The following is a 14,961-nucleotide window of genomic DNA, read 5'->3' on the forward strand; positions in this document are numbered from 1 at the left end:
GAAGATTTGAAAGCTTGTGATGAAGTGTCATGAGAGCTGCCGCTTCATCCGGTAATTCCAATAATATGTGGCCGTCTCAGATCATGGAGGGCTTATCTGCCCATGCCGGGGTGCTTCTCTGTCCATGAAAAACCAGGTTCCGTTTTCCTGTTTTTCAGTTTTTACAGTAGTTGCCTTTTTCAAGCGGCTGAAAGCGGATATTCCGGAGGGAATATGGAATTGTGCCAAGGTTGGACGGTTTCCGCTTCTTCGGATTTTGTTTCTTTCCTACGTGAAGAAATATTTGTTATATATAGATATAACTATTTTTAAATAAATATATTATATTTATTTCTAATGGATTTTTCTCTTTTCCGGATATGCATGCCGTTCTCTGCGCCTTTTCAATTCTTTTTCCCTTTTCTTTATTTGAAACTGTAAGTTTTACGAAAACGCGGAATTTGATTTTGTAAGTATATAGTAATTTGAGTATTAACGTATTGTTTAAATAATTGATTTATTCTGTTAATCATGTTTTTTGATTAACGGGATTTTTCACAGACAGCACGGCAACCAAATGTCAGAAGAAAGTTTCTGAAATTCCGTAAACTTCAGTTTTCTTATTCTACAGAAGGAAAATAAAGAAAATGGCTCCTGCGGAATGGAGATTGTTCATGCAAAGCATTTTTCTGTAAATAGATTGTAAAATTTGCGCGGATTTCAAATTCGCAGTCAATGCAAATTATATAATTTTTATTACGGTTCAGATACTTGTACCTGATATAGAAAAATTTAGATGTGTAAAATTTACAGGAGGCAGAATGGTGGTGAAGTTGTAATGTTTTTATAATGAACTATTTTTGTTCGTTTTCCATTCGTCCTGTAAAGGACGAATTTGAAATCCGGTAATCTGGGCCCAGGAATTAGTTTGCCTATGTATAAATTTCTTGGAAAACGCGTCTTGGATATCGTTATTTCCTTATGTGCATTGATCTTTATCTCGCCCATTCTGGCGATTATTTCCATAACGCTCCTGATTCATACAGGAAGGTCTCCGTTTTTTTTACAGGTGCGTGTAGGATACCGCGGAAAATTATTCAGGATTGTTAAATTCAAAACAATGACAGATGCCCGCGATTCGGAGGGGTACCTGCTTCCGGATAACCGGAGGTCTTTTCCGCTGGGAACTTTTTTACGCCACTATTCCCTGGATGAACTTCCCCAGTTGTTCAATATCGTCAAGGGGGACATGTCTCTTGTAGGTCCACGGCCATGGATTCCGGAGCAGTTGGCTGTTTTTCCCGAACGCTACCGCACGGAACGCTGCTCCGTCCGCCCCGGATTGACCGGAATGGCCCAGGTGTATGGGAGAAACGGTATTCCGTTCTACAGGCGGTTGTGTTGCGACCTTGTTTATACCCGGAATGTATTTCTGTTCACGGATATCAGGATCGTTTTCCAAACCATTGTCCGGATTATAACCCGCAAGGATGTCCAGCAGTGCAGGGACGCTTTCCGGAATACCACGGGCAGTATCCTGATCAAGAACGATCTTTCCGTGCCTGTGGTGTGTCCGTCAGGACGGGAGGAATCCTGACTTGCCCCTATCCAGTTGTATAAAACCACACATCATCATACCTGCCTAATGACCATGAATATTCGTACCCTTTTTTCCTCCGGAATTTTTCGGCTGGCTTCCCTGTCGGTTTGTTCCCTGTTGCTGGCTTCCTGCGTCAATCCCAAAGAGGTTCTCTATATCCAGGATATTACGGATGAGACCCACCAAAATATAGTCACCAAATATCAGACGACTATTCAGAAAGACGATCAGCTTTATATTTCCGTCAGCAGCAAGCAACCGGAATTGACCGCTCCTTTCATCATGGCGGAAATGGGCAATTCCATTTCCAACAGCAGCAATAATTCGCGGCCCAAGGGGTACCTGGTTGACGATGAAGGATACATCGTGCTGCCGGTCATCGGCAGGATGAAGGCGGCCCGGAAGACCTGCTCCCAGCTTGCCAATGATATTTCAGCGAAACTCCGCAGCAGCGATTATATCAAGGACGCTTCCGTCAATGTCCAGATCATGAATTTCAAGTTTTCCGTTCTGGGGGAGGTTAATAATCCCGGCTCTTACCAAGTGGACGGTCAGCGCGTTACCATTTTTGATGCCATTAGCCGGGCGGGAGATTTGAATATTGACGGCAACCGGGACATCGTGCTGATCCGGGAGATGGAACATGACCGGAAGATCGTCAAGCTGGACCTGCGCAGCAAGTCCATTTTTTCCTCTCCTTACTATTACATCCGGCAGAACGACATTATCTATGTCACTCCCTCTGACCGCAAGGTGAACATGAGGAGCGAAAGCGCCCAGTATTATGCATGGGGCCTTTCCGGCCTGTCCCTGATTATTGCCGTCATTGCCATCAGCTTGTAACCAGTTGCATTCGATTTTTCTTCATGTCCATTCCCGTTATACAGCCTGAGGACAACGATATTTTTTCCTTCCGGTTCATTTTTTCCACGGCCAGAAGGTATTGGCTCTGGATTCTGGCGGCCGCTTTGCTGGGCGGAACCGGGTCTTATTTTATTTTCGCGCGGCAGGGATATTTGTATGAGAAAACCGCCCGCATCATGCTGAGGGACGACAAGCAGAAAAATTCCCAGGTTTCGGAAATCATTCTTTCCGATTTGGGCGTCAGGGCGGAGGAAGCCAATCTTGCGAATGAGAGCTATGTGGTCCAGTCCTCGGAGGTGATGGGGCGCGTTGTGAAGGGATTGGAGCTCGGCGTTTCTTATTGGGAAGAGCGGAATATCCGGAAAGTAGAACTTTACCATACGACTCCCTTGAAGGTGGAATTTGGGGAAGAAGTGGATTTCCAGCCTTGTTCCCTGGCGGTTACTCCTTTGAATGGCCGCGAATTTTCCCTGTCCTACCGGGAAAAGGGGGGAAAGGAAACCGCCCTTCCTGGAAAATTCGGCATCCCTTTGGAGCTTCCCTTCGCCACGGTAACCGTGCGGACTACGTCCCATTTTTCTTCCGGCAGCATAGGCAGGCCCATTTTCGTGGAACGCCTCTCCGTCAAGGAGACCTGCGCCCAAATGCTGGGCCGCCTGAGCGTAACGCGGCCCGATTCCAAGGAAAGCAGCCTGCTGGAGTTGACGCTGAGGCTTTCCCATCCGCAGAAGGCGGAAGATGTCCTGAATTATCTTATTGAAGTTTACAATGACCATTCCAGGCGGGAGAAACAAATCGCATCCACACGGGCGGAGGATTTCATCGTCAAACGCATTGAAAAGCTCGGCGGCCAGCTGGGCGGCGTGGACAAGCAGGTGATTGATTACAAGCGCCACAGCCGCATCGTCAAGGACATGAGCACGACGCTGGAGGCCACCTTCAGCAAGCTGCAGGAAATAGGGACGGAACTTTTTTCCACCAGAACGGAATTGAGTCAGGTGAAGGTGCTTGCCGGGTTGCTTGCGGAGGGGGGCCGGGAACGGGACATGATTCCCGCCAATATAGGAATCCAGGATGCGGGAGTTGCCAAGCAGATTGAACTTTTCAATGACAATTTCCTCCAATACAAAAAGTTGAGCGCCAGCGCAGGGAAGCAGAATCCCATGGTTTCATCCCTGGCGGAGAATATGAAGGAGATGCGCGAGTCCATCGTCCGTTCCATCTCCAATTACTGCGATGTCCTGCGCGTGAGGATGGGCGAACTGGAAAGGGTGCGGGATGAACTCAACCGGGGATTGTCGGACATGGCTTCCAAGGATGAAGGCCTGGTTCCCCTTCTCCGGGAGCAGAAGGTGATGGAAGAGCTTTACCTGATGTTGTTGAAGAAGAGAGAGGAAAACGCCCTGGCTCTGGCTACCACGGAGCCAAGTGCTCGTATTCTGGAGCCTGCGTTTGGTTCCAATTCTCCGGTAGCGCCCAAACTCCCCCTGATGACGCTGGGCGGCATGGCCGGCGGCGCTTTTCTGTGCCTTCTATCTCTGATGGTTTCGAACTCTTTGAATACCAAGGTGAAAGATAAGAATGACCTTGTCGGTTTGGTGAGCCTGCCGCTTGCAGGGGAACTTCCTCTGCTTTCCGGGAAGGAGCGCAAGAAGTTGCCGCTCGTCGTCATAAACAGCCGTTCCTTCATGGAAGAATGTTTTCATATTCTCCGCAATAATACGGAACTTCTGCTGCTGCCCAATCCGGAGAAGGCTTCCCGAGTCGTGTTCCTGACCTCGACAAGGACGGGCGAGGGGAAGACGTTTACAGCTTTGAATCTGGCTGCCGCTTATGCGCAGACGGGGAAAAAGGTCCTCCTGATTGACGGAGACCTGCGCAAGGCCAGCCTTTCCGCCTTTTGCGGAGGGAAGAATTCCAGAGGTCTGGCGCATCTGCTGATGAATCCGCTGGCGTCTCCGGATTCCGTCCTGCAATCCGGAGAGAATTTTCCGGGATTCGACATAGTGCCGGCAGGTCCTGTTCCTCCCAATCCGGCCGCCTTGCTGACTCAGGGACGGTTTGAAGACCTGATCCGGTACTGGCGCACCCGGTATGACCGCATTATTGTGGATGGCTGCCCGTATGAAGCCGTGGCGGATGCCTCCCTGATGGCCCGGCATGCGGACCTGGTCCTTTATCTCATCAGATGCGGCATGATAGAGAAGCAGTACGTTCCTTCCATTCAGGAATTGGCGGCCAGGGGGGAATTCCAGTCCGTCGCTCTCATCCTCAATGCCGAGAATTTCAAGAATTCCCGTTTTCATTATTACAGTGAATATTCCGGTTCAAAAACTGCCGGATAATGCGGCTGAACTTATTTTCCCGTTTGGAAAACCTCTTTCCTCAAAATCTGTTCCCCAGCATTCCCCCAGGATTTTTTCTTACGCCGTTCCATGAATACCGTCTCCAGAGTAATCAGAAATACAGGTTTTCTGTATATGAAAATGGGCATTACGATGTTCGTTTCCCTGTACACGACGCGCTTGGTCCTGAATGCCCTGGGGGTGGACGACTTCGGCATTTTCGGCATGGTGGCCGGCGTGATTGCCATGCTGGCTTTTCTCAATGCCAGCATGGCGGCGGCTACCCAGCGCTTCATGAGTTACGCCGAAGGGGAGGGGAACCGCGAGAAACAGAGGATCATCTTTAATATCAGCGTAGTCCTCCATCTTGCCATTGCGGTTGTAGTCGCAATCCTGCTGTATGCGGCCGCTCCCTTCCTGTTCGGGCATTTTCTCAATATTCCGGAAGGCCGGATTTTTGCCGCCCGGTGCGTTTACTGGGCCATGATCGCCAGCACGGTGTTCAGTATGTTGGGCGTTCCTTATGAAGCCATGCTGAACGCTCACGAGAATATGCTGTATTTCGCCGTGATAGGCGTGCTGGAGTCTTTTCTGAAACTGGGGGCCGCCCTGCTTGTCGTTCACGTGCTGGCGGACAAGCTGATCCTGTACGGGGTTCTGATGGCCGGGATTTCCATCCTCGCCATGACGGCCATGCTTGTTTATTGCCATAGGAATTATGCGGAGTGCGTGATTGCTCCGCTGCGTTACTGGAAGAAGGGCGTTTTTCGGGAAATGGGCAGCTTCGCGTGCTGGAATTTTACGGTTTCCGCAAGCAGCATGCTCTCGGAATACGGCGTCGGCATCGTCCTGAACCACTTTTTCGGGGTTGCCCTCAATGCGGCGCAGGCTGTCGCCCAGCAGATCAACGGACAAACCATGGCTTTTTCCGGAACCATGCTGAAAGCCCTGAATCCAGTCATTTCAAAAAGCGAGGGTGCGGGCAACCGCCGTCTCATGCTCCGGGCCTCCCTGTCCGGGTGCAAGTTCGCGTATCTGCTCATGGCTGTTTTCGCCATTCCCCTGATTCTGGAAGCTCCGGGGCTCCTCGGCCTGTGGCTTCATTCCGTGCCCGCCTGGGCGGTTCTGTTTTGCAGGCTCCAGCTTGCCCGGACCTTGATGGAACAGCTTTTCCTCAGCCTGGGGTCCGCCATTTATGCGGAAGGAAATATTCGCCTGTACACGCTGGTGAAAACGGGCTCCGGAATTCTTTTCCTGGGCGCCACTTACGGATTCTACAGCCTGGGGTGGCCTCCCTTCATGATGTATGTGGCCGCCATTCTTTTTGTCACGGTGCCCGGAGGCTTGCTGGCCCTTTCCATCTGCGTGCGCCGTCTGGGCCTGAGCCTGCGGGATTTTTCTTTCCAGGTGCTGGTGCCGTGCCTCGTTCCCAGCGGGGCTACGCTTGCCGCGGGCGTGGCCCTGGCCCGGATTTGTCCGCAGCTTTCACCTGTTCCGGTATTGTTCCGCACCTGTTTGCTGCTGGGTGCCTTCCTTCTTTTCCTCTGGTTTTTTTCCCTGAACGCCAGGGAACGCGGCACCCTTGTTTTTCTTCTGAAAAGCGTGTGCGGTAAAATTCAGTTTTCCAAATGATTTCATGAATTCCTATTCCATTCTCATCAATACTTGTGATGCCTTTGAAGACTGCTGGGAGCCTTTTTTCAGGCTCTGGTCCCTTTACTGGCCTGGTTGCCCCGCTCCGGTTTACCTGAATACGGAATACAAGACCTACTCCGGTCCGGAAAAGGGCGTCGTTTCCCTGAAGAGCTGTGCCGGGCGGAATATTCCGGTCCGCAGAAGAGCCACATGGAGCCAATGCCTGAAGTGGGCCCTGGAGGCCCTGGAAACGGATACGGTGCTGTACATGCAGGAAGATTATTTCCTGACGGGACCGGTGGATGGTGAGGCGGTGGAACGGTATGCGGCGCTGATGCGCGCTCATCCGGAGATTCCCTGTATCCAGCTGACGCCCGAAGGAATTCCCGCCCGCGAGCCTTCGCGGTATGAAGGCCTTTTCACCAGTGACCCGGATTATCCCTGGTATGCGTGCTGCCAGGGCGCCCTGTGGAACAGGAAAGCGCTCCTTTCCCTGTTGAGGGAGGCGGAGTCCGCCTGGAAGTTTGAATACTTCGGCAGCCGGAGGGCCAAGTATTCCCGCATGGAGTTTTTGACGGTGGATCCCGCCCTGTTTTCACGGGGGGGATACCAGATTATTCCCTACATTTTCACGGGTATCGTACATGGCAAATGGTACGGACCTGTGGCGGACCTGTTTGAGCGGCACGGCATTTTCATGGATTTCTCCAGGAGGGGTTTTTTTGATCCCGGGGAAAAACGCTCCTGCGCCCAGAGAATCAGGAATGCCGCCAGAAACTGGAAGACGTGGCGCAGCCGGCTGGAACTCCGGGCCATGAGGCGCCGGTACCTTGGGGCGGGTAATACCCGCGACGGAAATTGAACAGATACCTGCCATGATTTCACTGATGTATCCGGGTTTGTATTTGCTGCGCCGCCTGTTTGGCCGCTGTTCCGGCAGGGAGGCCCTGCAGCCGCCCCCCTGTGAACTGGATGCGGATGCAGCCTCCGCAATGATCGAGAATCTTCTGCGCTCCGGCCGACCTGCCATGGTGGGGAGGTTTGGCTGCACGGAAATGTCCTGCCTGCATAATTATTTGGAAATTAAAAAACCGGGCCGGAACCCTCTGCATTACGTCACAGGCAGGAGAGACCAATGGTGGTGGAATAAAAATATCATGAGGCAGATGAGGGAATGGTCCGGTTTTTTCCCCGCTGCGCCGGAGTATCTGGCCCGTTTCTGCGAGCTGATGCTCCGCGACATGGAGGAACTGGACATCCTGGGAAGCTGGCTGCCGTACGAATGGGAAGTGATGCCCATGATTCACGGCGTTCCGCGCGTCCGCCTGCTGAATCTGGAGCCTTACTGGTCTTCGCGTCCATGGAGCAGGGCCCTGGAAGGGAAAAAAGTGCTGGTGGTCCATCCTTTTGCGGAAAGCATCATGCGGCAGTATGAGAGGAACAGGACCAGGATTTTTGAAAATCCGGAGGTTCTGCCTCCTTTTTCCCTGGAGACGCTGGCCGCCGTCCAGAGCATGGGTACGGGGACGGACCGTTTTTCCGACTGGTTTGAAGCCCTTGCGTGGATGAAGGATGAGATAGACCGCCGGGTTTACGATGTCTGCCTCATTGGATGCGGGGCTTACGGTTTTCATCTGGCTGCCCATGTCAAGAGGAGGGGAGGGCAGGCCGTGCATCTGGGAGGGGCGCTTCAACTGCTTTTCGGCCTGCGGGGCAGGCGCTGGGAGGATCCGGCCTATGGAGCGGATCCCGGCGCTCCCAAATACGATTATTTCCGGCTTTTCAACGACGCCTGGATGAGGCCGGAAAGGGCGGAGACGGTAAGCCACGCCAGCCGTGTGGAAGGGGGGTGCTACTGGTGAAGAAGATGAATGCCGGAAAAGACGGGATGAAGGTGCTCTGGCTGACCAATATCCTGTTTCCGGAGCCGTGCCGGATGCTTGGACTGCCGGAGCCGGTTCTGGGAGGCTGGATGTATGCGGGCGCGCAGGAACTTATGAAGGCCGTTCCGGATTTAAAGCTGGCCGCGGCCATGTTTTATCCGGGGAACGGGCTGAGGCGTCTGGACGGAGAGTCCATGACCTACTATCTGATTCCCGCCCCTGCCGACATGAACGCCTACAGAAAGGAGCTGGAGCCCTTCTTCCGAGAAGCCCGGTACGCATTCGGTCCCGATGTGGTCCATATTCACGGTTCCGAATATCCGCACTCCCTGGCCTGGGTGAATGCCTGCGGTGCGGGGAATACCGCCGTTTCCATCCAGGGGCTGTCTTCCGTCTGCGCCGGGTTTTATCTGGGCGGCATTTCTCGCCGGGAACTCGTGAAATTTGTCACTCTGCGCGACCTGATGCGCCGCGATACCCTTTTTGCCCAGCAGCGGAGGATGAAGGCGCGCGGAAGGTACGAACGGGAACTTTTCAGCAAGGTGGGCCACGTGATCGGACGCACCGCCTGGGACCGGGCGCACGCGTGGGCCATGAATCCGGAGGCCCGGTACCATTTTCTTCATCCTACGCTCAGGGAGCCTTTTTACAGGAGTGAATGGGATGCCGGAGCGTGCGAAAAGCATACGATTTTTCTCAGCCAGTCCCATTACCCCCTGAAAGGGCTGCACATGGTGGCGGAGGCGCTGCCCCTGGTTTTGCGGCATTATCCGGATGCCAGGGTGCATGTGGCAGGGCCGGACATCCTGTCCGTTCCCGCGTGGCGCAGGAATGGGTACGCCCATTATCTGGGAAAACTGATGGAGCGGCTGGGGGTCCGGGACCGTTTCCGCTGGCTGGGACGCTTGAGCGCGGAACAAATGTGCAGCCAGTTCAGGAAGGCCCATATTTTTGTTTGTCCTTCCATGATTGAGAATGAGTCCAATTCCCTGGGGGAGGCGCAGATGGTGGGCACACCCTGCATTGCGGCCTATGCCGGAGGCATGATGGATTCCGTCTCCCATGGGGAAACGGGTTTCCTGTACCGGTTTGAAGATGCGGAATTGCTGGCCATGCAGGTGTGCCGGCTGTTCGGGGACATGGATTTGTGCAGGCATGTTTCATCCCGCGGCAGGCGGGCCGCCCTGGCGCGCCATGACCGTTCCGCGAACGCGGAACAATTGAGACGCATTTACAGGGACATTGCCGGAGATACCGCGAACGGGACGGATGGACGTGAAGGAGGAAGAAAGGAGGACTCTCCATGCAGTTGCTGATTTATCTTGCCAAAAAGGCCGTGCTCCGTTGCTGGGGCATTTGCGTGCATCCCCTGCACAACATGTATGCCCGGTGGCTCCTGTATTCCAGCAACGCGGTTCACGGTCCCGGACTCTGTTCGTTCGGAATTCCGGACGTCAGGATATCCAGGGGGAGGAGTCATTCCGTGCGGTGCCGCATAGGAAGGGAGTTTACCATGAGAAACGGTTCCTATGGCGTTTCCCGTTCTTCCCCGCGCTGCCTGATTTTCGTGGACCGGGACGGTGTGCTGCGTATCGGGGACCGGGTGGGCATCAGCAATGCCGTGATTATCTGCACGCAGTCGGTCACTATCGGGAACGATGTCAAGGCCGGATTTGGCGTCCACATCATGGACTCGGATTTTCATGCATTGGACCCGGAAGCGAGACGGGGTCCGGATGACTTGCTTCAGCGCCGGTCCGCTCCGGTCAGGATTGGAGAAAACGTTTTCATTGGGGCCGGGACTTTTATTTTGAAAGGAGTTGCCATCGGGGACAATGCCATCATAGGCGCCTGTTCCGTGGTGACGCGTTCCATCCCCGCCGGTGAGATATGGGCGGGGAATCCGGCCCGCCGCATCCGGGGGGGGGAGGAAGTTTCCCCGGTTATGGAAAGGGGACTTCATGCATAATATGGACATTTCATACCAGGCAGGCGGAGGATGGTCTCTTGATGGAAAATCCCGGCTTCCTTCAAGCATGCGGGTCGTGCTCCCCTTTGCCGTCATGGTGAAGGCCATGATCATGCTGTCCATGTATTCCTCTGCGGCCATCCTTCACCCGATCTGTACGGAACAGGCCATTTCCCTTTCCTCCGCCCTCCTGCTGGCCGTGTCCTTTGTGATCATGCGGAAATATTTCCGGCAGGACGCGGCTCCCACCTATCCTCTCTTTTCCATTTATTTCCTGTGGGTATTCATTTGCTGCCTGCGGGGCGTTTTCGCCGTGGACGGCTACTGGTCCGCGAGGGCGCTTGCAACGAACGCCCCCACGCTTTTCATTCCCGTGCTGGTTTACGTGTTCAGCCTGCCGGAAGTCACGCGGCAGGTGCTGTCCGTCTGGTTCCGGATATTCATTCCCGTTTTTTTCCTGTTCATACTAACTCTTAATCCGGATTTTTACGCTTCCCTGCTGAATCCCCTGCTGATGCTGGTGCCGTGGCTGCCCCTGCTGCCCCGGCGGTGGAAGCTGGTGGTGCTGGTCATGGCATGCCTGATGGTATGCATCAGCATGGGGGCCAGGAGCCAGATTTTAAAGGCGCTGGTAGCCTTGTCCCTGCTGGCTTTCTATTGCGGCAGAACTTTGCTCAAGGATTGTTTTTACAGGATGATGCGCCATGTCCTGTTCCTGCTTCCCACCCTGTTTCTCGTCCTTGGTCTGGGCGGTGTCTTCAACGTACTGGACGTCGGTTCCTACACCGGAGTGCCGGGAAGTTCCATGGAAGACGACCTGCTGGCGGATTCCCGGAGCATCGTCTTTGAAGAGGTAGCCACTTCTTCCATGAAGGACGGCTGCATTTTGCTGGGGCGCACTCCGGCCCAGGGATATGAAACGAATTTCCAGATGTCCCAGGATGAGCGCCAGTCCTACCAGGACCAGAAGCGCCGCGCCTGGTGCGAGCCCGTCCTGCTCAACATTTTCGCCTGGACGGGAGTGGCGGGGCTGGTTCTCTACACGGGATTTTACTGGCAGGCCTCCTATCTGGCCATTTACCGTTCCAACAACCGCTGGATGAAGCTGCTGGGGGTGTTTGTGGCTTTCCGGTGGCTGTGGGGATGGCTGGAGGATACCAATTTCAATCTGGATATCATGAACGTCTCCCTGTGGATGATGATCGCCATGTGCTATTCCAGCCGTTTCCGGGCCATGACGGATCGTGAACTTCATGAATGGGTGGGAAGCATCTTCCGCCGTTCTTCCTCCAACCGTGTTTCTTCCGTACATATTCCATGAAAACCGACGATACATTCGGAAAAAAACTCGCGGTCCTGATGACGTGCCACAACCGCAGGGAAAAGACGCTCCGCTGTTTGACCTCCCTGTTTTCCTGCCGGCCGGAAGCCGGACTGGAGCTTTCCGTGTATCTGGTGGATGACGGTTCTTCCGACGGTACCGGAGACGCCGTGCGGCAGGCCTACCCCTCCGTATCCGTGATCAGGGGGGACGGTACCCTCTTCTGGAACCGGGGAATGCGGAAAGCGTGGGAGGACGCCCTGAAGAAGAACGCGGATTTCTACCTCTGGCTGAATGACGATACCGTGCTGTATCCGTCGGCCCTTGTCCATTTGCTGGAAGCTTCCCGGCAGATGGAGCACCTGGCCGTCATCTGCGGCTCCACGTGCGGTCCAGGTACGGATGAATGGACTTATGGCGGCATGTCCGGAGGGAAGCCCGTTATTCCGGACGGAACCTTGCAGGAGTGCGCCTTATGCCACGGGAACATTCTGTGGGTGCCGCGTCATGTGGTGGACCGCATCGGCATTCTGGACGGATTCTATCTGCACGCCCTGGGGGATTACGATTATTCCCGGACGGCGCATTCCTGCGGAATACCGTTGCGGGTTGCCCCATCTTTCCTCGGAACCTGTGCATGGCATGACAAGGCCGTTCCCTGGACGGACCGGGAGGTTCCCCTGATCCGCAGGCTCCGCAATTTGTATTCCCCGCTGGGCAATGCCCAGCCCAGGTATTACTTCCATTATGTCCGGAAACACGAAGGCTTGCCGGCCGCGTGCCGGGCCATGGTGTGCATGCATGTACGAGTTTTTTTCCCCGCCTTATGGACAAAAACGAAATAGACTGGATTTTCCAGATAGATGATGAAGAGGTGCTGGAAACGTACAGGACCCGTGACAATTATCTCATTGAACATTCTCCGGAGGGGGATGGCTCGCGGTGCGCCGTTTATTTCAGCAGCAATGATCTGTATTTTCCCAATAACCGCGCCCGGTTTCATGAACGGGTGACCCGGAGGAATACGTTTGAATGGTTCGGAACCAGGATTCCGGGCTGCGGCAGGCACATTTTCATCCGCGACGTCTTCAAGCAGTGGTACCTGGGCGGCATTAATGCCCGTCTGAATTCCCCTGAGAAGGTGCTGGAATGGCTGAAAGAGGAGACAAGAGGCTGCCGCGTTACGATGATGGGCAGTTCCGCGGGAGGATACGCGGCGGTTCTTTTCGGCTCCCTGCTGCATGCGGAGCGCGTTTTTTCCTTCAACGGCTATTTTGATCTTGCTCCGGAAACGGACATGGAGAATGCCGCCGTGGTCAATCCCCTGCTGGTCCGCTACAGGAATGACGTGCAGCGGGCTCCTTTCTACAGGCTGGCGCCGTTTCTGCGTGAGCGGACTCCCGTTTACTATTTTCATTCCCTGTTTTCCCCCATTGACCGGCGGCAGAGGGAGCTTCTGGGAAATCATCAGGGAGTGCACGTCATTCCCTTCCGCTCCTCCCGCCACGGAATTCCCTTCCTCAAATGCTGTCTGAACCGCATTTTCCAATACTCCGATGAGAAATTGCTGGCGCTGTGCGGCACGGAGCACCATCCCGTGCGGTTTTCCCTTCGTTGTGCGGGCGTTTGGGAAACGGCTGCCGGATTTTCCAGACAGGTGTGGCAGCATTACAGGAAAAGGCACTGAACCATGAATGGCATGAAACGGAAACTGATGGTTTTTCATCAATATTTGGCGCCCTACCGCATTGATTTTTTCAATGCGCTGGCCCGGCGTGGCGACATGGAAGCGTTCTTTGAATATGAAGATTCCCCGGATCACCACTACAACAGAAGGGAAATGGAATCCCGGTGCGTTTTCCGGCCCCGGTACCTGAACCATGTTCCGGTTGCCGGGCGGCGCATTCCCTCCGGACTTGCGTGCATTTTGAGGGAAGGGAGGCCGGATTTGGTTCTTGTTCCGGAATTTTCCATTCTGGCCCTGGAAGTATGCCTGCTGCGTGCGGTTTTCCGTTGGAAGTTCCAAATCATCAGCATTTGCGATGACAGCATGGACATGATACGGGGGAACGAACTATCCCGCCTCCACGCCCTGGCGCGGAAGATGGCCATGCCGATGATCGACGATGTGATTTTACCGGATTCGGAGGCATGCCGCTGGTACCGGGAACACTATGGAAAGGGCATTTTTTTCCCCATTGTCAGGGATGAACAGGCTTTCAGGATGCAGTGCCGCGAGGCGCTTCCCGTCAGCCTTTCCTTGCAGGAAGAATACGCACTGCGCGGCAAAAAGGTGGTCCTGTATGTGGGGCGTCTGGCTCCGGAGAAGAATTTGGAATGCCTGGTCAGAGCGGCCGCGAGTCTGCCGGAGGATACCGTTCTTGTGATTGTGGGATCGGGCAGTCTGAAAGAGGAGCTGCAGCATTTGGCCGGCCGTATGCAGGTCAGCGCCATTTTTCCCGGCTGGCTGGAAGGTGTACGCCTGGCGGCCTGGTACAATCTGGCCGATATTTTTGTTCTTCCCAGCCTGGTAGAACCGTTTGGGGCGGTTGTCAATGATGCGCTGGCTGCCGGCTGTTTTTGCCTGGTTTCCGGGCGCTGCGGTTCCTCCTGCCTGATCCGCCAGGGATGGAACGGGGAATTGTTTGATCCGGAAGACGAAGAGCGGCTGGCCTCTCTTCTCCGGGAAGCCTGCCGGAACCGGGGAGTAAGGCCGTCCTTTCCGCACTTGAAGGAATGCCTGATGCCTGCCGGATTCCGGGAATACGTCAACCACCTCATGGAACATATGGGTTTATGAATACTCGTGCCAATACCGCCCCGGGCCGGTCCCGGCTGATCCTGTTTCTGCGTTCCCTGGCCAACGGCGTGCGCAGTTTCATCCGGTTCCGCGTCTTTCAGCGCTGGATCACCGTGGGGGGAATGACCAGGATCGGAAGGCACGTGCATCTCAATGCCCCGCACAGGAAAATCATTTTCGGGAACCGGGTGCAATTGGGGCCGCATTGCCATGTTTCATGCGATATACGTTTTGGGAACAGCGTCCTGTGCGCGGCCCGCGTCTCGTTCATTGGAAGGAGGGAGCATTCCTTCAGCCTGCCTGGATGCACCATCTGGGATTCTCCCCGGAATTGGGAAGACGGAATGACGGTCATCGGCAATGATGTATGGATAGGTCATGGGGCTGTTATTCTGGGGGGTGTTTCCGTCGGGGACGGAGCGATTGTCGCGGCTGGGGCCGTAGTGACCGGAGACGTGCCGCCCATGACCATTGCAGGGGGCAATCCGGCCAGGGTCATCCGCCGCCGCTTTGCCACTTCCGCAGAGGAGGAAAGGCACCGGAACTACCTTGATTCACTGAAATG

General features: G+C 54.5%; 12 protein-coding genes and 1 pseudogene. All 13 read left to right on the forward strand.

What is annotated here, in order from left to right; genetic code table 11:
* Positions 1-913 precede the first annotated feature (913 nt).
* Positions 914-1,576 (forward strand): sugar transferase, encoded by a 663-nt coding sequence (locus tag OQH67_RS10695; protein ID WP_251828236.1) that lies wholly within the window; start codon positions 914-916, stop codon positions 1,574-1,576.
* Positions 1,577-1,630: 54 nt separating this feature from the next.
* Positions 1,631-2,422, forward strand: coding sequence for a polysaccharide biosynthesis/export family protein (locus tag OQH67_RS10700; protein WP_215436294.1), 792 nt, complete (start codon positions 1,631-1,633; stop codon positions 2,420-2,422).
* 23 nt (positions 2,423-2,445) lie between these two features.
* Positions 2,446-4,788, forward strand: a complete 2,343-nt coding sequence (locus OQH67_RS10705; RefSeq protein WP_215436291.1) for a GumC family protein — start codon at positions 2,446-2,448, stop codon at positions 4,786-4,788.
* Positions 4,789-4,923: 135 nt separating this feature from the next.
* A complete protein-coding gene (locus OQH67_RS10710; RefSeq protein WP_215436277.1) occupies positions 4,924-6,420 on the forward strand; it encodes an MATE family efflux transporter in 1,497 nt (498 codons plus the stop codon).
* Positions 6,421-6,424: 4 nt separating this feature from the next.
* Entirely contained in the window at positions 6,425-7,285 is an 861-nt protein-coding gene (locus OQH67_RS10715; RefSeq protein WP_215436274.1) for a hypothetical protein, read from the forward strand.
* A 25-nt stretch (positions 7,286-7,310) separates the two neighbouring features.
* Positions 7,311-8,285: a hypothetical protein gene (locus tag OQH67_RS10720; RefSeq protein WP_215458961.1), complete on the forward strand. Its 975-nt coding sequence runs from the start codon at positions 7,311-7,313 to the stop codon at positions 8,283-8,285.
* 5 nt (positions 8,286-8,290) lie between these two features.
* The gene (locus OQH67_RS10725) at positions 8,291-9,622 is read left to right on the forward strand and encodes a glycosyltransferase family 4 protein (RefSeq protein ID WP_215436268.1); all 1,332 of its coding nucleotides are present in this window, start codon (positions 8,291-8,293) and stop codon (positions 9,620-9,622) included.
* The gene (locus OQH67_RS10730) at positions 9,610-10,275 is read left to right on the forward strand and encodes an acyltransferase (protein ID WP_215436265.1); all 666 of its coding nucleotides are present in this window, start codon (positions 9,610-9,612) and stop codon (positions 10,273-10,275) included. Before OQH67_RS10725 ends, OQH67_RS10730 begins: the two co-directional genes overlap by 13 nt.
* 1 nt (position 10,276) lies before the next feature.
* Positions 10,277-11,596: a hypothetical protein gene (locus OQH67_RS10735; RefSeq protein WP_215436262.1), complete on the forward strand. Its 1,320-nt coding sequence runs from the start codon at positions 10,277-10,279 to the stop codon at positions 11,594-11,596.
* On the forward strand, positions 11,593-12,441 hold the full coding sequence (locus OQH67_RS10740; RefSeq protein ID WP_215436260.1) for a glycosyltransferase family 2 protein: 849 nt from the start codon (positions 11,593-11,595) through the stop codon (positions 12,439-12,441). Before OQH67_RS10735 ends, OQH67_RS10740 begins: the two co-directional genes overlap by 4 nt.
* A complete protein-coding gene (locus tag OQH67_RS10745; protein WP_215436258.1) occupies positions 12,423-13,283 on the forward strand; it encodes a hypothetical protein in 861 nt (286 codons plus the stop codon). Before OQH67_RS10740 ends, OQH67_RS10745 begins: the two co-directional genes overlap by 19 nt.
* Positions 13,284-13,295: 12 nt before the next feature.
* Positions 13,296-14,396 carry a glycosyltransferase family 4 protein gene (locus OQH67_RS10750; protein WP_215436256.1) on the forward strand — a complete coding sequence of 367 codons (1,101 nt, stop codon included), beginning with the start codon at positions 13,296-13,298 and terminating at the stop codon, positions 14,394-14,396.
* A gap of 341 nt (positions 14,397-14,737) precedes the next feature.
* Positions 14,738-14,908 (forward strand): annotated as a pseudogene (locus OQH67_RS13175) (DapH/DapD/GlmU-related protein); the annotation flags it as partial.
* Positions 14,909-14,961 lie beyond the last annotated feature (53 nt).

The sequence above is a fragment of the Akkermansia biwaensis genome, from assembly GCF_026072915.1.
GTDB lineage: Bacteria > Verrucomicrobiota > Verrucomicrobiia > Verrucomicrobiales > Akkermansiaceae > Akkermansia > Akkermansia biwaensis.

Excerpts from the sequence above, each read along its gene's own strand:
- OQH67_RS10695 (WP_251828236.1), top strand. The coding sequence starts at position 914 with ATGTATAAATTTCTTGGAAAACGCGTCTTGGATATCGTTATTTCCTTA.
- OQH67_RS10700 (WP_215436294.1), top strand. The coding sequence starts at position 1,631 with ATGAATATTCGTACCCTTTTTTCCTCCGGAATTTTTCGGCTGGCTTCC.
- OQH67_RS10705 (WP_215436291.1), top strand. The coding sequence starts at position 2,446 with ATGTCCATTCCCGTTATACAGCCTGAGGACAACGATATTTTTTCCTTC.
- OQH67_RS10710 (WP_215436277.1), top strand. The coding sequence starts at position 4,924 with ATGAAAATGGGCATTACGATGTTCGTTTCCCTGTACACGACGCGCTTG.
- OQH67_RS10715 (WP_215436274.1), top strand. The coding sequence starts at position 6,425 with ATGAATTCCTATTCCATTCTCATCAATACTTGTGATGCCTTTGAAGAC.
- OQH67_RS10720 (WP_215458961.1), top strand. The coding sequence starts at position 7,311 with ATGTATCCGGGTTTGTATTTGCTGCGCCGCCTGTTTGGCCGCTGTTCC.
- OQH67_RS10725 (WP_215436268.1), top strand. The coding sequence starts at position 8,291 with ATGAATGCCGGAAAAGACGGGATGAAGGTGCTCTGGCTGACCAATATC.
- OQH67_RS10730 (WP_215436265.1), top strand. The coding sequence starts at position 9,610 with ATGCAGTTGCTGATTTATCTTGCCAAAAAGGCCGTGCTCCGTTGCTGG.
- OQH67_RS10735 (WP_215436262.1), top strand. The coding sequence starts at position 10,277 with ATGGACATTTCATACCAGGCAGGCGGAGGATGGTCTCTTGATGGAAAA.
- OQH67_RS10740 (WP_215436260.1), top strand. The coding sequence starts at position 11,593 with ATGAAAACCGACGATACATTCGGAAAAAAACTCGCGGTCCTGATGACG.
- OQH67_RS10745 (WP_215436258.1), top strand. The coding sequence starts at position 12,423 with ATGGACAAAAACGAAATAGACTGGATTTTCCAGATAGATGATGAAGAG.
- OQH67_RS10750 (WP_215436256.1), top strand. The coding sequence starts at position 13,296 with ATGAAACGGAAACTGATGGTTTTTCATCAATATTTGGCGCCCTACCGC.